General features: G+C 67.9%; 18 protein-coding genes. 8 read left to right on the top strand and 10 right to left on the bottom strand.

The genetic code is table 11. From position 1 onward, the window contains the following. Positions 1-126 precede the first annotated feature (126 nt). Positions 127-756 (top strand): heme-binding beta-barrel domain-containing protein, encoded by a 630-nt coding sequence (locus G6N43_RS06775; RefSeq protein ID WP_083153686.1) that lies wholly within the window; start codon positions 127-129, stop codon positions 754-756. Then, complete coding sequence (locus G6N43_RS06770; RefSeq protein WP_083153684.1) at positions 756-1,037, top strand: hypothetical protein; 282 nt, start codon at positions 756-758, stop codon at positions 1,035-1,037. Before G6N43_RS06775 ends, G6N43_RS06770 begins: the two co-directional genes overlap by 1 nt. Here G6N43_RS06770 and G6N43_RS06765 read toward each other — a convergent pair. Together G6N43_RS06765 and G6N43_RS06760 are read right to left on the bottom strand one after the other, a co-directional pair. Beyond that, positions 1,034-1,888: an ABC transporter substrate-binding protein gene (locus G6N43_RS06765; RefSeq protein WP_234810153.1), complete on the bottom strand. Its 855-nt coding sequence runs from the start codon at positions 1,886-1,888 to the stop codon at positions 1,034-1,036. The two genes, G6N43_RS06770 and G6N43_RS06765, sit on opposite strands and share 4 nt — an antisense overlap. 328 nt (positions 1,889-2,216) lie before the next feature. Further along, positions 2,217-3,107, bottom strand: coding sequence for an aminodeoxychorismate lyase (locus tag G6N43_RS06760; RefSeq protein ID WP_083153678.1), 891 nt, complete (start codon positions 3,105-3,107; stop codon positions 2,217-2,219). Between the two features lie 32 nt (positions 3,108-3,139). Between G6N43_RS06760 and ygfZ the strand changes: the two genes are divergently transcribed. Both ygfZ and G6N43_RS06750 read left to right on the top strand, forming a co-directional pair. Next, complete coding sequence (gene ygfZ, locus G6N43_RS06755) at positions 3,140-4,213, top strand: CAF17-like 4Fe-4S cluster assembly/insertion protein YgfZ (protein ID WP_083153676.1); 1,074 nt, start codon at positions 3,140-3,142, stop codon at positions 4,211-4,213. Between the two features lie 151 nt (positions 4,214-4,364). After that, on the top strand, positions 4,365-4,541 hold the full coding sequence (locus G6N43_RS06750) for a DUF3073 domain-containing protein (RefSeq protein WP_083153673.1): 177 nt from the start codon (positions 4,365-4,367) through the stop codon (positions 4,539-4,541). Positions 4,542-4,546: 5 nt separating this feature from the next. On the opposite strand, the gene purM is transcribed toward G6N43_RS06750, so the two are convergent. Continuing rightward, the gene (gene purM, locus G6N43_RS06745) at positions 4,547-5,617 is read right to left on the bottom strand and encodes a phosphoribosylformylglycinamidine cyclo-ligase (RefSeq protein WP_083153671.1); all 1,071 of its coding nucleotides are present in this window, start codon (positions 5,615-5,617) and stop codon (positions 4,547-4,549) included. Between the two features lie 106 nt (positions 5,618-5,723). Here purM and G6N43_RS06740 point away from each other — a divergent pair, with 106 nt between their 5' ends. Together G6N43_RS06740 and G6N43_RS06735 are read left to right on the top strand one after the other, a co-directional pair. Next, positions 5,724-6,161 carry a cupin domain-containing protein gene (locus G6N43_RS06740; protein ID WP_083153668.1) on the top strand — a complete coding sequence of 146 codons (438 nt, stop codon included), beginning with the start codon at positions 5,724-5,726 and terminating at the stop codon, positions 6,159-6,161. A 35-nt stretch (positions 6,162-6,196) separates the two neighbouring features. Further along, positions 6,197-7,156, top strand: a complete 960-nt coding sequence (locus tag G6N43_RS06735) for an NAD(P)H-binding protein (RefSeq protein WP_083153666.1) — start codon at positions 6,197-6,199, stop codon at positions 7,154-7,156. A gap of 1 nt (position 7,157) precedes the next feature. Here G6N43_RS06735 and G6N43_RS06730 read toward each other — a convergent pair whose 3' ends face one another. Genes G6N43_RS06730 through G6N43_RS06710 form a run of 5 tightly spaced genes read right to left on the bottom strand, consistent with a single transcriptional unit; the run spans position 7,158 to position 11,702 of the window. Beyond that, complete coding sequence (locus tag G6N43_RS06730) at positions 7,158-7,907, bottom strand: SDR family NAD(P)-dependent oxidoreductase (RefSeq protein WP_083153811.1); 750 nt, start codon at positions 7,905-7,907, stop codon at positions 7,158-7,160. Positions 7,908-7,911: 4 nt separating this feature from the next. Next, positions 7,912-8,520: a TetR/AcrR family transcriptional regulator gene (locus G6N43_RS06725; RefSeq protein WP_163658030.1), complete on the bottom strand. Its 609-nt coding sequence runs from the start codon at positions 8,518-8,520 to the stop codon at positions 7,912-7,914. Beyond that, positions 8,520-9,386 (bottom strand): SDR family NAD(P)-dependent oxidoreductase, encoded by an 867-nt coding sequence (locus tag G6N43_RS06720; RefSeq protein WP_083153662.1) that lies wholly within the window; start codon positions 9,384-9,386, stop codon positions 8,520-8,522. The genes G6N43_RS06725 and G6N43_RS06720 overlap by 1 nt, the downstream gene beginning before the upstream one ends. 1 nt (position 9,387) lies before the next feature. Then, positions 9,388-10,407: a phosphotransferase family protein gene (locus G6N43_RS06715; RefSeq protein WP_083153660.1), complete on the bottom strand. Its 1,020-nt coding sequence runs from the start codon at positions 10,405-10,407 to the stop codon at positions 9,388-9,390. Beyond that, complete coding sequence (locus G6N43_RS06710) at positions 10,404-11,702, bottom strand: acyl-CoA dehydrogenase family protein (protein WP_083153658.1); 1,299 nt, start codon at positions 11,700-11,702, stop codon at positions 10,404-10,406. The genes G6N43_RS06715 and G6N43_RS06710 overlap by 4 nt, the downstream gene beginning before the upstream one ends. Positions 11,703-11,797: 95 nt before the next feature. On the opposite strand from G6N43_RS06710, the gene G6N43_RS06705 reads away from it, so the two are divergent. Then, entirely contained in the window at positions 11,798-12,778 is a 981-nt protein-coding gene (locus G6N43_RS06705; protein ID WP_163658029.1) for an NADPH:quinone oxidoreductase family protein, read from the top strand. Here the strand turns inward: G6N43_RS06705 and purF are convergent. Both purF and G6N43_RS06695 read right to left on the bottom strand, forming a co-directional pair. Beyond that, the gene (purF, locus tag G6N43_RS06700) at positions 12,775-14,307 is read right to left on the bottom strand and encodes an amidophosphoribosyltransferase (protein WP_083153654.1); all 1,533 of its coding nucleotides are present in this window, start codon (positions 14,305-14,307) and stop codon (positions 12,775-12,777) included. The genes G6N43_RS06705 and purF overlap by 4 nt on opposite strands. 218 nt (positions 14,308-14,525) lie before the next feature. Further along, positions 14,526-14,918, bottom strand: coding sequence for a sterol carrier family protein (locus G6N43_RS06695; RefSeq protein WP_083153652.1), 393 nt, complete (start codon positions 14,916-14,918; stop codon positions 14,526-14,528). A 16-nt stretch (positions 14,919-14,934) separates the two neighbouring features. On the opposite strand from G6N43_RS06695, the gene G6N43_RS06690 reads away from it, so the two are divergent. Beyond that, positions 14,935-16,140, top strand: a complete 1,206-nt coding sequence (locus tag G6N43_RS06690) for an MCE family protein (protein WP_083153650.1) — start codon at positions 14,935-14,937, stop codon at positions 16,138-16,140. The last annotated feature ends 9 nt before the right edge of the window (positions 16,141-16,149 follow it).

The following is a 16,149-nucleotide window of genomic DNA, read 5'->3' as shown; positions in this document are numbered from 1 at the left end:
CGTTGGCAGCGGTACGGCTAGACTTCCTATCGTGGTGCTGCTCTTCGAGATTCTGCTGATCGCCGCCGTGGCGGTCATTACCTGGTTCGCGCTGTACACGCTCTACCGCCTCATCACCGACGAGTCGTGACGTCGGGCGACGATGCGGTCGCGGCTGCGGCCGAACGCGCGAAAACGACCGCCGCCCGCAACATCCCGGCGTTCGGCGATCTCCCAGGGCCGCCCGATACCGCGAACCTCCGAGAGGGCGCGAATCTTCACGACGCGCTCCTTGCACTGCTGCCGCTCGTCGGAGTGTGGCGCGGCGAAGGTGAGGGCCGCGGATCTCACGGCGACTATCGCTTCGGCCAGCAGATCGTCGTGTCCCACGACGGTGGCGACTATTTGATCTGGGAGGCTCGATCCTGGCGACTCACCGACGACGGTGAGTACGCGGGCGCGTCACTGCGCGAGTCGGGATTCTGGCGGTTCGTCAACGACCCCGCCGACCCGTCCGAATCCCAGGCCATCGAGCTGCTGCTGGCCCATTCGGCCGGCTACATCGAGCTCTTCTACGGCCGGCCCTTGAACCAGTCGTCATGGGAGTTGGTCACCGATGCGTTGGCGCGCACCAAGTCCGGGACGCTCGTCGGCGGAGCCAAACGGCTCTACGGGATCATCGAGGGCGGTGACCTGGCCTACGTCGAGGAGCGCGTCGACGCCGACGGTGGCCTGGTGCCGCATTTGTCCGCGCGGCTGTCGAGGTACGTCGGCTAGTGCGTCTGTCATTGGCCGCGGCGGGAATTCTGGCTGCGGCGGGAATCCTGGCCGGGTGTTCGTCACCTCCTCCCGCCGAGGTGCCCACGAGCACCACCGCTGAGTCAGGGGACGCGCCGACCGGCCACGGCTCGCTGGCGCAATGCCTGAACGACCATGGCGTGCCCGCAGCACCCGGCCCCGGCGGAACCCCACCGCCAGGCGTCGACGCCGACATCTGGCAGCAGGCCATGCAGGCCTGCTCGTCGCTGGCGCCAGGCCCCGCAGGACCCGCCAGCTAGTTCAGCACCCGCGCCTCACCGGCTTGGGCCAGCCATTCGCGTTCCAACCGCGCGAGCGTCCCGTCTTCGCGCAACTCGTCGACGACCGCCGACACACAACGCGTCAGCGGGCTGTTCTTGTCGAGCACGATGCCGAACTGCTCGACTTTCTGCGAACGGGTGGGCAGCTGCCCGACGATCATCCCGCCGCGCAACTCGCCGGCCACCGCGAACGCCGTCGGCAGGTCGGCGACCAACGCGTCGACCTCGCCTGTGGTCAACGCCACCTTCGCATCGGCGGTGGTCTTGTAGACCTCGATGGGATCCTCGCCGACAATCTCGATCGCGGCGGTGTGACTGGTCGTACCGACCTGCACGCCGAGCTGCGCCTTCTTGAGATCGACCATGCTCCGCACCCGCGCCGCCGGCGATGTTTTCATCGTCACGACGACCTGGGTCACATCGAAGTACGGGGATGAGAAGTCGACGGCGGCCTTGCGCTGATCGGTTATCGAGAACTGAGAAAGGTTGGCGTCGAACGTCTTCGGGCCGGGCTCCAGCGCGCCGTTGAACGGGACGCGAACCCAGTGCACCTCGTCGCGGCTGTAGCCGAGGTGGGCGGCCACGGTGTAGGCGAGCGCACTCTCGAAACCCTCGCCGTTGGCCGGGTCGTCACCCATGTACCAGGGCGGGTAGGCGGGTTGGTCGGTGCCGATGGTGAAGATGCCCGGGTACAACGTCGCCAACGATTCCTTATGGCAGTTCTGGAGTCCGGCCGCATCGTTGGCGACGATCGGCGCGCATGCGGCGGTGACGGTGGCGACGACGGCGATCGCGGTGCTCGCCGCTGCACGCCGCCATGCATTCCCCATAGCCGGATCATCGCGCATTCCTTCGGGTATGCGCCACAGCTAGCGCCTCGAGACACCCCAGACATGGAGCGGCCCCCGAGCCGTGTGTAACTGGTTGGACAAAACCGAGAGGCTCGGGGGCCGGGTGACTGCGGGGAATTCGCCAGCGCGCGCGGGTGCGATGAGCGCTCGCGCGAAGAGCGTCGGCTCAGCCCCTGGCGCTGCTAGCTCGCAGCCACCTCACATGTCCATAAGTCAATCAATTTGTCGGACCACCTCCTTCCCTGTGTACGAGCGACGCTACCCGCGTACCGGAAGGGCGACAACCAATTTTCGCGCGGTTCAGCGTTCAGCGATCACTGACGATCGCGGCATCGACGAGTTCGGCGATCTCCGCCGCCGACGGCGAGTTTCGCAGCGACTTACCGTCCAACGTATGCACCCGTGCGGCGAGTGTGATACTGGAGACAAGCCAAACACCTTGTGCGGCAAACAGATCGACGGGTCGCAGCGCTTGGTAGTCGCACTTGTAGCCGTTGTTACGCGCCACTTCGAACAGCGCCTGCTGGGTGGTTCCGCGCAGGATCGGATACCACGGCGGCGGCGTCAACAAGGCTGGGGCACCGTCGACCTCGGTGGCGATCACCACCGTCGAACGCGGCCCTTCCAGGATCAGGCCGTCGGAGCCGACGAAGATCACGTCGCCGGCCCCCTGACGGTCCGCATGGCGCAGCGCGGCCATGTTCACCGCGTAGGACAGCGTTTTCGCGCCCGCGAGCAGCCACGGCATCTCGGTGGTGCCCTCGGCCGACAGACCGCGGGCCAGCGTCACGGCGGCGACCCCGGCGCTGCGCGCATCGGCCACCCTGGCGGGCACCGCGCCGATGGTCGCGAACGCCGTCGGTGGTGAACCACTCTCGCGGCCCCGGCTGTACACCAGGCGCAACACACCTTCGCCACCGCCGTTGGCGCACCAGCGTTCGACCGCCACTGCGATGGCCGCACGCCATTGGGGCAGGTCCGGTGCGGGGAGGTCCATCATCGACGCGGACTGCGTCAGCCGGGCCAGATGGGCTTCGAGCAGACAGGGTGCGCCGTCGCGAATCAACAGCGTTTCGAAGATGCCGTCGCCGCGGACGGCGGCAAGGTCGTCCGCGTACAACAGGGGGGCCGTCGGATCGTGGAGTTCACCGTCCAGCGTGACCACCACCGCGTTTTGCCCCCCGCCCCGACTCACCATGGGCAAGAAGCGTAGCGCCGTAGAGTTGAGGCATGTCAGCAGTGCCCGCCCCCGAGACCGGGCCCGACGCCGGCGCGATCTGGCATCACGGCGATCCGCTGGGCGAACAGCGGGCCGCAGCCGATGGCGCCGTCATGGTGGACCGTTCCCATCGGGCCGTGATCTCTCTTACCGGCGGTGAGCGCAACACGTGGCTGCACAGCATCTCCACCCAGCACGTGAGCGACCTTCCCGACGGCGCCGTGACCGAGAATCTGAGCCTCGACAGCCAGGGCCGTGTGGAAGATCACTGGATTCAGACGAACCTCGGCAACGTCACCTATCTCGACACCGAACCCGCACGCGGCGAACCGCTGCTGGCCTATCTGCGCAAGATGGTGTTCTGGGCCGACGTGGTCGTCGCACCCGCCGATCTGGGGGTCATATCGCTGCTCGGCCCTCGCCTGCTCGACCCGCCCGTGCTCGAGGCACTCGGCGTGGCTTCGCTACCGGCTGAACTCACCGCGGTCGCGCTTCCCGACGGCGGCTTCGTGCGCAGGATGAGCGGTCCCGACGTCGAGTTCGACCTGGTCGTTCCGCGCGATCAGCTCGCCTCGTGGCGCGATCGACTCACCGCGGCCGGGGTGCGGCCTGCCGGCATCTGGGCTTATGAGGCGCACCGGGTGGCCGCGCTGCGGCCCCGGCTCGGGGTCGACACCGATGAGCGCACGATTCCGCACGAGGTCGGCTGGATCGGCTCCGCGGTTCATCTGGACAAGGGCTGCTACCGCGGCCAGGAGACCGTCGCCCGCGTCCATAACCTGGGCAAACCACCGCGGATGCTGGTTCTTGTGCATCTCGACGGGTCCGCGGATCGGCCCACGACGGGTGATCCCGTGCTGGCGGGCGGACGCGCCGTCGGCCGCCTCGGCACCGTTGTCGACCACGTCGATGAGGGACCGATCGCCCTGGCGCTGCTCAAGCGTGGCCTGCCCGCGGACACGGAACTGACCACCGGCGGGGAGTCGGCGGTGGCCGCCGTGATCGACAGCGACTCGATGCCGCCACCCGACTCCACCGGCGCCGGACGGCTCGCGGTTGAGCGGCTGCGCGGCGGCGCGCGCTAGAGCTCGACGTCCCGCCGGGACCGCCTCCGGACGGGGCTGCCAGCACGTCGCCCCGAGGCACGGTAAAGTGTTGGCAGGACGATAAATGACACTCAGATCGGAGCCGCCTGAAATTTGGGCCGCTCCGTTATTGCGCGAGGGGGTACCCCCAATGGGCCGCGGCCGGGCAAAGGCAAAGCAGACCAAGGTTGCGCGTGAGCTCAAATACAGCTCACCGCAGACCGATTTCGAGCGGCTTCAGCGCGAACTTGCGGGCGCTGACGGTCTCAACGGCAGCGACGGGTTCGCCGACGACGACCTCGCCGACGACGACGACTGGCGTCGCTAAACCCCTTAGAAGCGCGGGTGTTGGCCCACCAGCTTGGCTCGTGGGCTGTCCTTACCGCCCTTAGTGACGGTTCCCAGGGTCCAGCAGTCCAGATGGCGTGCCGTGAGGACGGCCAGCGCGCGATCGGTGTCCTCCGGCGCGACGACGGCGACCATTCCGACCCCTAGGTTGAAGGTCTTCTCCATCTCGGCGCGCTCGACGCGGCCACGCTGCGCGATCATCGCGAACACCGGCGCAGGGGTCCATGTCCCGCGGTCGATCTCGGCGGTGAGCCCGGGCGGGACGACCCGTTCGAGATTGCCAGCCAACCCGCCGCCCGTGACATGGCAGAAGGTGCGGACCTGGGTTTCGGCGATCAACGCCAGGCAGTCCTTGGCATAGATCCGCGTGGGCTCGAGCAGCTCTTCGCCGAGGGTGCGGCCGAACTCCTCGACGTGGCCGGCCAGGTTCATCCGGTCGATCTCCAGCAGCACCTTGCGGGCCAGCGAGTATCCGTTGGAGTGCAGACCCGTCGAGGCCATCCCGATCAGCACGTCACCGGGCTTCACCCGCTCGGGGCCCAGCACGTCGTCGGCTTCCACCACACCGACACCGGTGGCCGAGATGTCGTAGTGGTCGGGCGCCATCAGGCCGGGGTGCTCGGCGGTCTCCCCGCCCAACAGCGCGCAGCCTGCCATCACGCACCCGTTGGCGATGCCGGCCACCAGTTCGGAGATCCGCTCGGGCACCGTACGCCCGACCGCGATGTAGTCCTGCAGGAACAGCGGTTCTGCGCCGCACACCACGAGGTCGTCGACGACCATGGCGACCAGGTCGATGCCGACGGTGTCGTGCTTGTCCATCGCCTGGGCGACGGCGAGTTTCGTGCCGACCCCGTCGGTCGAGGAGGCCAGCACCGGCTCCCGGTAGTTGCGCAGCGCGAACAGCCCGGCGAATCCGCCGAGGCCTCCCCGCACTTCGGGTCTGGTGGCCTTCTTGGCCAGCGGCTTCAGGAGTTCGACGGCACGGTCTCCGGCTTCGATGTCGACCCCGGCCGAGGCGTAGGAGATGCCGGATGGTTCGGCGCGTTCGGTCATCGGGCACAAGGCTACCGGTGATGGGGGCGCGAGGTAATCGCTCCTCCCGGATCGTATTGAGTCGATCAGTCGCAAACGGCTGCCGGGTGTGACAACGTGACCGACCATGAAACTTCTTCGCTGGTTCGCACCCGCCCTGCCCGTCGCCCTGACCGCCGCCTCGGCCGTGCTGGCACCCACCAGCGCCGTCGCCACCGCGCCGGTCAACGTCGACGCGGTGGTCATCAATCAGTCCACGGTCGACGGCGTCGACTACATCACCAAGAGGATCACGATCCAGCCCGGCGGCAGCACCGGTTGGCACTACCACGAAGGGCGGACCTTCGGCGTCGTCCGTGAGGGCACCCTGACCTGCACCCTGGACGACTGCACCGAAGTCGTCGACCCGACGGGCGCCGCGGTCACCGAGGGCAGTGGGCCCGAACATGCGCACAACGGCCGCAACCTGGGCACCGTCCCCGTTGTGCTGTGGGTGGATTACATCCTCCCTGCGGGAACTCCCACCACGTTCGACGTCCCGCCGCCGCCCGGGTGCCCCGTTTAGGTTTGCCCGACGCCCAGAACGGCGATCAGGGGTGAGTGTCTGCTGACCGACTTCGCTGCCTGGCGACCGGCGCGACCGGCTACATCGGTGGCCGGTTGGTGCCCCGACTGGTCGATCGCGGCCATGCGGTGCGGGCGTTGGCGCGCAACCCCGACAAACTCGCCGACGTGACGTGGCGTGACCGGGTCGAGGTCGCCCGCGGCGACCTCGCCGATCCCGATTCGCTCACCGCGGCGTTCGACGGCACCGACGTCGTCTACTACCTCGTGCACTCGATGGGCAGCTCGGCGGATTTCGTCGCTGCGGAGGCGGAGTCGGCCCGCAACGTCGTCGCCGCGGCCAAACGCGCAGGCGTGAAACGGCTGGTATATCTCGGCGGGCTGCATCCGTCGGGAGTCGAGTTGTCGCCGCATCTGCGATCGCGGGTCGCGGTCGGCGACATCCTGCTGGACTCCGGCATCGAGACGGTCGTTCTGCAGGCGGGGATCGTGATCGGTTCCGGCTCAGCGTCATTCGAGATGATGCGTCACCTCACCAACCGGCTCCCGGCGATGACGACGCCGAAGTGGGTGCACAACAAGATCCAGCCGATCGCGATCCACGACGTGCTGCACTATCTCGCCGAGGCCGCCACGGCCGACGTGCCCGCATCGCGCACGTGGGATGTCGGCGGCCAGGATGTGCTCGAGTACGGCGACGCGATGCAGGTCTACGCGCAGGTGGCCGGCCTGCGCCGACGCGTCATCGTCGCGATCCCGTTCCTGACACCGACGATCGCCAGCCTGTGGGTCGGCCTCGTCACGCCCATGCCGTCGGGCCTGGCCCGGCCGTTGATCGAATCGTTGGAGGTCGACGCGGTGTGCGACGAGCACGACATCGACACCGTCATCGGACCACCGCCGGGCGGGGCCACCAATTACCGCGACGCGATCGGCGACGCCCTGAAAAACGGTCCGCTGCCCAGCGATCCGCGGTGGGCCAAGGTCGGCCGGTGATCTAGCCGCCGTCGAGCTCGATGAGCGCGCCGTTGAGGTACGAGCTCGCGTCACTGGCCAAATACAGCGCAGTGCCGACGATCTCGCCGGCCGATGCGATGCGGCCCAGGCTCACATTCGACGCCATGAATTCTCGTGCCTCCTCCGTCGGCATCGACTTGTGCAGGCTGTCGGTGTGGAACGTGCCGCACACGATGGCGTTGACCCGGATGCCGCGCGGCCCGAACTCCTGCCCCGCCGCCTTGGTCAGCACATTCAGTCCGGCCTTGGCCGCCGCGTACACGACCGTGACCGGGCTCGGATAGAGCGACGCCTTCGAGCTGATGTTGATCACCGCGCCCCCGGCCGGCATGTGCTCGGCCGCAAGGGCGGTCAGCCGCAGCGGGCCCTTCAGGTTGACGTCGAGTGTCTTGTCGAAGAGCTCCGCGGTGACGTCCTTGAGCGTGGGCGGCACCGGGGCGATGCCCGCGTTGTTGATCAGGACGTCGATGCGGCCGAACTCGGCCACGGTGTCGTCGATCAGGCGCCGGCACTGTTCCCAGTCGCCGACGTGGCAGCTGACGGGTAGCGCCCTGCGGCCGGTCGCGCGCACCTCGTCGGCCACCCGTTGACAGCTTTCCAGCTTGCGGCTTGCCACCACGATGTCGGCGCCCGCCTCGGCGAACCCGAGAGCCATCGCACGGCCGAGCCCCTTGCTGGCCCCGGTGATGACGACGACCTTGTCGTCGGCGCGCAGATTCGGAATCGTCATCGATTCAATCCCCTTGTTTCCCTTGTGCATCGCGTGCAATGCCGTCGATCACATACCGAATCTGCAGGGCGAACAGTTCGTCGGCGTCCTCGGATGTCACGCCGTGCGGATTGCTGCCGGACCGGCCGCGTCTGGTCGCGCGGGTGGGCGGCGCTTTGGCGGCGGTCTCGATCGCGACGAATCCGACCGTCGCCCACATCACCAAACGGCAGGCCTGCACCGCCGCGTCGGCGGCGAAGCCACTGGCGCGCATGACCGCCACCAGTGGGCGCGACGCCTCGACGTAGGCGTCACGGTCCGTGACGAGAATCAAGCGGCTGTCATGGGCCCGTCGCAGGCGCTCGCGCAGCTCGGTCGCCCAGCGCGTCGCATAGTCGGTCCACGGTTCGTCATCGGTGTGCGGCGGGGCCAGCTCCGACAGCAGATGGTCTGCGATCGCATCGACCAGCGCGTCCTTGTTGCCGACGCGGCTGTACAGCGGCGCAGGCGACACCCCGAGACGCGCCGCCACGCTGCGCATGCTCACCGCATCGAGTCCCTGTTCGAGGAAGATCTCCACCGCGGCCGCGATGATCTCGTCGGCCTCCAGCTCGAAGTCGTTGGCCTTCGGCATCAGCTCACCTCGCCGAAATCGCGTGCCATGTCGTCGGGGAACAGCATCCTCGCGACGTAGGAGAAGTCGCCCGAGGGCGGCGGCAGCGACGATCCGCCGCACACGCCGAGCAGCTGGCCGGTGATCCATCCGGAGTAGTCGGACGCGAAGTACACGACCGCGCGGGCGACGTCCTCCGGCCGCCCGAGCCCGTCGTGATCGCTCAGCCCCGCCAGCGGCGTTCCCTCACGGACGATCGCCATGTTCTCCGAAGTGGTTGTCGTGGCGACGGTTTCGGTGGCCACCCAGCCCGGGCGTACCCCGTTGACGCGGATCCCGAACCGGCCGAGTTCGGCCGCGCAAGTGCGCACCAACTCGTCGACGGCGGCCTTGGTGACGTTGTAGGTCGCCATGAACGACGCGGGCCGCAGACTGGCGATCGACGAGATCGCGACGATGGAGCCGCCCCTATCCACCATCCTTCGCGCGGCGTGCTTGATGGTGTGCGCGGTACCGAGAACGTTCACACCGACGGGACCCATCCAGTGCTCGTCGGTGATGTGCAAGACCGAACCCGGCATCGGGACACCGGCGTTGGCGACCGCGATGTCCAGCGCACCGTCGACGCACGCCGCCTCGACCGCCGCCTGCACCTGCGCCTCGTCGGTGACGTCGGCGACGACGCTGCGCACGTCGCCTGGCATCTGCTCCGCCGCCGCGTCGAGGACGGCAAGGTCGGGTCCGCAGATCACCACAGCCGCACCGGCCTCGGCCAACGCCGTCGCGCACGCCTTGCCGATTCCGGTGCCGCCTCCTGTCACCAGCGCGCTGCGCCCCGCCAACGACAGCACGGGCGCTGCATTACCTCGTGTCCTGCCACGTGTCATGTCACGTGTCCTCTCGGTCGATCAGGGCAGCAGCACCCTCCAGCAGCAGGTCAGCCTGGGCGCCGAACATCTTGTGCACCGACTTGTCCGACTCGCCCCGCATGAACTTGGCGTAGCTGCCCTCGAGGACGATCGCCAGCTTCCAACGCGAAAACACCTCGTACCAACCGTATTCGGACACATCGCGGCCCGATCGCTCGGCATACCGCGCGACAAGCGTGCGCTCGTCGGGCAGATGCTCTTGCGCGAAGTGCGGCTCGCCTGCCATGCCGAGCGGCATGGTCCCGCCCGGACCGGGGTGAAAGATCATCGCCCACGCAAGGTCCACCAGCGGATCACCGATCGAGGCCATCTCCCAATCGACGACGGCAAGCACCCGCGGCGGTGCATCGGGTGCGAACAGCACGTTGTCCAGCTTGTAATCCCCGTGTGCAAGCACCGCCGGTTGGTCCGGCGGACGCCGGGAATCCAGCCATTCGCCTATACGCCGTGCCGCAGGAAGTTCCCGACCCCCGTAGGAGTCCAACTGGGCAAGCCACCGTGCAACCTGCCGCGCCAAGTACGCGCCCGGATGCGCAAAATCGCGTAGACCACAACGCTTCCAGTCGACCGAATGGATTTCCACCAATGCGTCGATCAGCTGCTCGAGGGCCTGGCCGTGAGCGTCCGGTGCGCCTGCCCACGCCGACGGGATGACCTTGCGCACCGGGACGCCGTCGACGCGAGCCATCACGTAGAACGGCGAGCCGAACACCGTCGGATCGTCACAGCTCAGCACGGGCCGCGCGATTCGCACCGAGTCGTCCTTGATGGCGTCGAGGATGCGGAACTCGCGCAACACGTCGTGTGCGGTCGAGGAACTGGCATGGCGCGGCGCCCTACGTAGCACCCAGCGGTCGGCACCGCGGTCGACGGCGAAGATCTCGCACGATCCGCCGCCGGGCATCGGCGTGACGGTCAGCGGCGCACGATCACCGAGTGCCTCGTCGAGGTAATTTGCAAGGGCCGCACGCTCGCTCATGCGAGCCCGGCCGCCGTGCACAACGACGCCCACTTCTTTTCTGCCGCGGGGCGGCGGCTGGGGATGTGTTCAGTCGGCCAGCCCTGCACCGGTTCGTAGTTCCGCAGGATTGTGCGCGCCAGCACCGACTTGTGCAGTTCGTCCGGGCCGTCGCCGATCGGGCCGAACCTGGTGGTGCGATACCAGGATTCGACCGGCAGGTCGGCGGAGTAGCCGAGTGCTCCGCATACCTGAATGGTCCGGTCGAGTACACCGAGCACGACCTTGGACACGTGCGCCTTGATCATCCCGAGCTCGGCACGGACGGCCGCCGCGCCGTACTTGTCCATCTTCCACGCGGTCTGGAACGTGAGCAGACGCGCTGCCTGGATCTCCATGTGCGACAACGCAATGTAGTCCTGGATCATCTGGTGATCACCCAGGCGTCTGCCGTGCGACGACCGGGAGACGGCTCGCTCGCACATGATGTCGAGCGAGCGCTGGGCCTGTCCGAGCCAGCGCATCGAGTGGTGGATGCGTCCTCCGCCGAGCCGCTGCTGCGCGAGCTGGAATCCCTCGCCCGGCGCGCCGATGAGGTGGTCCGCGGGGACGCGGCAGTCGGTGAATACGACCTCCGCGTGGTTGCCGACCCTCCCGTATTCGGTGTCGGGATGGGCCATCGTCGGAATGTCGCGCACGATCGTCATACCCGGCGTGCCTGCGGGTACCACGAAGATCGACGCGTGCCGGTGCGGTCGGCCTTCCGGGTTGGTCTCGGCGACCACGAGGATGATGTCGGCGGTGGATGCGTTCGTGGTAAACCACTTGTGGCCGTTGATGATCCAGTGGTCATCGTCAAGGGTGGCGGTGGTTCCGATCACCGTCGGGTCGGCGCCTGCGAGGAACGGCTCGGTGAGCGCGAACGCACTGGTGATGTCGCCGCGTAGGTTGGGCCACAGCCAGCGTTGCTTCTGCTCCTCGGTGGCGCCGTGCGCCAGCAGCTCCATGTTCCCGCTGTCGGGCGCCTGCACCCCGAAGACCACCATCGAGACCATGCTGCGGCCGATGATCTCCGACATCAGGGCAAGCTTGAGCTGACCGAAGCCGGTCCCGCCGAGTTCCGGGTCGAGGAACGCCGCCCACAGACCGCGCGCCTTCACCTGATCCTGCAGGTGCCGTTTGATCGCGACCCATTCGTCGCCTCCCATCTTCTCGTCGAGGATGGGCTCGAGCGGCACGATCTGCGTGTCGATGAACTCGCGCATCCACGCCAACTGCTGCTCGAACTCAGGATCTGTTTCGAAATCCCATGCCACGCGGTCACCGTCCCGGGGTATCGTGTGAATTACACTGTAATCACAACGTTCGCCGACTGTCGAGGGGCACCCGGCGCACAGTCTGGAGGTATCCGATGCGCGCCTGGCAGGTGCACGGCAAGGGCGAGCCCATCGACGTCCTCAAGCTCGCGGACGTACCGATCCCGCCGCCCGGGCCCGGGCAGTTGCAGGTGCGGGTCGCCGCCGCGGGTATCGGACTGCCCGACGTCCTGATGGCACGCGCCACGTATCCGCTGACTCCCCCGCTGCCGTTCACGCCCGGACAGGAGCTCGCCGGTGTCGTGACGGCCGTCGGCGACGGAGTCGACACCCCGATCGGCACCCGAGTGATGTCGACAAGCGGGTTCATCGAGGGCCACGGATCATTCGCCGAATACACGGTCGTGGCCGCCGAACAGGCCTTCCCGGTGCCCAACGCACTCGACGACGCCGCCGCCGCGGGCTTCTGGATTCCGCATATGACCGGCTGGCTGACTCTCGTGGATCGGGGCGGGATCGCCGCCGGCGACTGGTTGGCCGTGCTCGGCGCGGCAGGCGGTAGCGGCATCGCGGCCGTTCAGCTCGGCAACGCGCTGGGGGCCAAGGTGCTCGCCGTCGTCGGCGACGAACAGAAGGCGCAGTTCTGCCGCGACCTGGGAGCCGAGGCGGTCATCGTGAACCGCGGCGGCGGGCTGGCGGAAGAATTGCGTGCCGCCACCGGCGGGCGCGGCGTCGACCTGATCTACGACCCCGTCGGCGGCGAGACCGCCGAGCAGGCACACGGTGCGCTGACACGGGGTGGGCGACTGCTCGCCGTCGGATTCGCCAGCGGCCGCTGGCCGGCCATCGACACCCAACTGCTTGTCATGACCGGCACCTCGGTGGTCGGCGTGTTCGCAGGCGGCTACATCCGCGACGAACTCGAGGCGGTACACGCCAAGCTGTCCGAACTCGTGACCGCGGGACGGCTGCGCTGCGCGGTCACCGAGCGGGTGGCGTTCGAGGAGTTACCGAAGGCGCTGCAACGGTTGGCCAACCGCGAGGTGATCGGAAAGCTGGTGCTGAACGTGCCCTAGGGCCTGCGCAGGGCCGAGACGTTGTCGTTCTCGGCCTGAATCGGCACCCCGGTGCGAGCCGCGGTCGCCAGCATGTGCTCGATCACGTTCTTGCCCAACGCCGTTTCGCCCGGCAGCTCGATCGGATACTTGCCGTCGAAGCACGCCGAGCACAGCCGCGACGCGGGCTGCTCCGTGGCCGCGATCATGCCCCGCTGCGAGATGTAGCCCAACGTGTCGGCACCGATGGCGTGCCGCACGCCCTCGAGCATCTCGCTCGGATCGTCCTCGGTGCTGGCGGCGTTGGCGATCAACTCGGCGGGCGTGGCGAAGTCGATGCCGTAGAAGCACGGCCACTTCACCGGTGGCGACGCGATGCGCACGTGCACCTCGACGGCGCCGGCCTCCCGCAGCATCCGCACCAGTGCCCGCTGCGTGTTGCCGCGCACGATGGAGTCGTCCACGACGATCAATCGCTTACCGCGGATCACTTCCTTGAGCGGGTTGAGCTTCAGCCGGATACCGAGCTGGCGGATGGTCTGCGACGGCTGGATGAACGTGCGCCCCACATAGGCGTTCTTCATCAGACCCTGCCCGTACGGGATACCCGACTCCTGCGCGTATCCGACGGCGGCAGGTGTGCCCGACTCCGGCACGCCGATCACCAGGTCGGCCTCGACGGGCTTCTCTCGGGCCAGCCGGCGGCCGATGTCCACGCGGGCGGCGTGCACGGAACGGCCCGCGAGGGTGCTGTCCGGCCGGGCCAGATACACGTACTCGAAGACGCAGCCCTTGGGCTCGGGGTTCGCGAAGCGGGTCGAGCGCACACCGTCGGCGTCGATGGCCAGGAGCTCACCGGGTTCGATGTCGCGCACGAACGAGGCGCCGACGATGTCGAGCGCGGCGGTCTCCGACGCGACAACCCAGCCGCGGTCCAGCCGCCCCAACGAAAGCGGCCGCACGCCATAGGGGTCGCGGGCCGCATAGAGGGTCGTCTCGTCCATGAAGGTCAGACAGAACGCGCCTCGCACGGTCGGCAGCAGTTCGAGTGCGGCCTGCTCCAGCGTCGAGTCGGCGGCACCGTGGGCGAGCAGCGCGCCCAGGATGTCGGAGTCGGTGGTGGCCGTGGGTCCGCCACGGGTTTCCAGCAGCCCCGCCTCACGCGCACGCGTGGCTAGATCGGCGGCGTTGACCAGGTTGCCGTTGTGGCCCAGCGCAACCCCGGTGCCTGCCGCCGTGTTGCGGAACACCGGCTGGGCGTTCTCCCAGGTGGTGGATCCGCTGGTCGAGTAGCGGCAATGCCCGATGGCGACGTGGCCTTCCATGGCCGCCAGGGTCTGCTCGTCGAAGACCTGGCTCACCAGGCCGAGATCTTTGAAGACCAGCACCTGCGAACCATCGGCGACGGCCATGCCGGCCGCCTCCTGGCCGCGGTGCTGTAGCGCGTAGAGACCGTAGTACGTGAGCTTGGCGACTTCTTCGCCCGGCGCCCAGACGCCGAATACGCCACACTCTTCGCGGGGTTCTGGATCGGGCTGCGGGCCGGTCACGATATGGCTGCTCCCAGGGCGGGGTGGGTAGACCTGCTCAGTCTACGGTCATCACTGGTCAAACACGGAATAGATCGCGGGTGTCTTGCGACGAAATCAACACCCGCGACAGGGCCTTCAATTCCCTGCTCACAAGCGCATCGTCGGCGATTCTCCAGGTCACGGGCGCGGTGCGGACCAGTGCCCTCCTTCACTGTGTCGACGCAGGTGTGGCGAAGTTAACGGTCGAGGCGGACCAGCGGCAGCCACGCGGCCACCTCGTCGGCGCGCGAACCAGACAGCTGCAGCGCACCGCCCGCCGCGGCACCGGCCACATCGAGCAGGCCGGTCGCGAGCAGCAACCAGGTGCGTGGGTCGGTCTCCACCACGTTCGGCGGATTGCCACGCCGGTGCGCGGGTCCCGAAATACATTGCACTGCAACAAACGGTGGGACGCGGACCTCGACGGATGAACCCGGCGCGACGGCGGCGAGCGTGCGTGCGGTCAAGCGCACCGCGTCGGCCAACTCGGCACGCGCGGGCGCGGGTGCGCTCTCGTCGCGCAACCATTCGGCGATCGCCGAAACCGCCGCACGCGTCCTTGCCGGATCTGCCCTACGAGAGGTGGCCATACCTTAGATTCTGAAAGTGTCTGTCGACCGCCACAATCCGCCCTACCGGACGGCGGGTGTGCTACTGCTGGTGATCGCCACGGTGGCGGCAGGGTTGCTCTATCTACAGTTCCGCGGCGACTTCATCCGCTCCACCGAACTCACCCTCCTTTCGCCGCGTGCGGGTCTGGTCGTGGAGCCGGGCGCCAAGGTGACCTACAACGGGGTGGAGATCGGCCGGGTGGGTCGGATCGGCATCGTCGATGTGGACGGCGCCGCCAAGGCGCGCCTGTCGCTCGACGTCGACCCGGACTACCTCAAGATCATTCCGGTCAATGTGATCGCCGATATCCAGGCCACCACCGTGTTCGGCAACAAGTACATCTCGCTGAGTTCACCGGATGATCCGTCACCGCAACATGTTTCGTCCGACCAGGTGATCGATGTGTCGTCGGTGAGCACGGAGTTCAACACCCTGTTCGAGACCGTGCTGTCCCTGGCCGAACAGGTCGACCCGATCAAGCTGAACCAGACGCTGACCGCCACGGCCGAGGCGTTGACGGGTCTCGGCGATCGGTTCGGTGAATCGCTCACCAACGGCAACGCCATCATCGACGACCTCAACGCGCGGATGCCGCAGATCCGCCAGGACACCCGACTGCTTGCAGACCTCGTCGACGTGTACGCCGATGCGTCACCGGATCTGTGGGGCGGTCTCACCGACGCGGTGACCACGGCGCGCACGTTCAACGCGCATCGATCCGACATCGACGCCGCGCTGATGAGCGCGCTGGGCTTCGCCGACGCGGCGGCCGACACGTTCGACCGCGGCGGACCGTACTTCGTCCGCGCCGCCGCCGATCTGGTGGCGACGTCGGCGCTGTTCGACTACTACAGCCCGCAGCTGTTCTGCACGCTGCGCAACTACGCCGAGATCGAGGAGAAGGTTGCCAAGACGCTGGGTGGCAACGGCTTCTCGCTGGCCACGTCGACGGGCACGTTCGCGGGCGCGGGCAACCCGTACATCTACCCCGACAACCTGCCGCGCGTGAACGCCAGAGGTGGCCCCGAGGGCCGTCCAGGCTGTTGGCAGAAGATCTCGCGCGAGTTGTGGCCCGCGCCGTATCTGGTGATGGACACCGGCGCCAGCATCGCGCCGTACAACCACGCCGAACTCGGCCAGCCGATCCTCATCGAATACGTATGGGGCCGCCAGGTCGGCGAGTTGACCATCAACCCCTAGGCCCGGTCG

This window comes from Mycolicibacterium moriokaense, from assembly GCF_010726085.1.
In the GTDB taxonomy this organism is placed as follows: Bacteria; Actinomycetota; Actinomycetes; order Mycobacteriales; family Mycobacteriaceae; genus Mycobacterium; species Mycobacterium moriokaense.
Note: the sequence above shows the minus strand (reverse complement) of the source record. Positions and strands in the feature narration are given on the sequence as shown.

Coding starts and splice junctions, on each gene's coding strand:
- G6N43_RS06760 (WP_083153678.1), bottom strand. CDS start 3,107: ATGGTGAGTCGGGGCGGGGGGCAAAACGCGGTGGTGGTCACGCTGGAC.
- G6N43_RS06750 (WP_083153673.1), top strand. CDS start 4,365: ATGGGCCGCGGCCGGGCAAAGGCAAAGCAGACCAAGGTTGCGCGTGAG.
- G6N43_RS06705 (WP_163658029.1), top strand. CDS start 11,798: ATGCGCGCCTGGCAGGTGCACGGCAAGGGCGAGCCCATCGACGTCCTC.
- G6N43_RS06720 (WP_083153662.1), bottom strand. CDS start 9,386: ATGACACGTGGCAGGACACGAGGTAATGCAGCGCCCGTGCTGTCGTTG.
- G6N43_RS06765 (WP_234810153.1), bottom strand. CDS start 1,888: ATGGGGAATGCATGGCGGCGTGCAGCGGCGAGCACCGCGATCGCCGTC.
- G6N43_RS06725 (WP_163658030.1), bottom strand. CDS start 8,520: ATGCCGAAGGCCAACGACTTCGAGCTGGAGGCCGACGAGATCATCGCG.
- G6N43_RS06730 (WP_083153811.1), bottom strand. CDS start 7,907: ATGACGATTCCGAATCTGCGCGCCGACGACAAGGTCGTCGTCATCACC.
- G6N43_RS06740 (WP_083153668.1), top strand. CDS start 5,724: ATGAAACTTCTTCGCTGGTTCGCACCCGCCCTGCCCGTCGCCCTGACC.
- purM (WP_083153671.1), bottom strand. CDS start 5,617: ATGACCGAACGCGCCGAACCATCCGGCATCTCCTACGCCTCGGCCGGG.
- G6N43_RS06695 (WP_083153652.1), bottom strand. CDS start 14,918: ATGGCCACCTCTCGTAGGGCAGATCCGGCAAGGACGCGTGCGGCGGTT.
- G6N43_RS06715 (WP_083153660.1), bottom strand. CDS start 10,407: ATGAGCGAGCGTGCGGCCCTTGCAAATTACCTCGACGAGGCACTCGGT.
- ygfZ (WP_083153676.1), top strand. CDS start 3,140: ATGTCAGCAGTGCCCGCCCCCGAGACCGGGCCCGACGCCGGCGCGATC.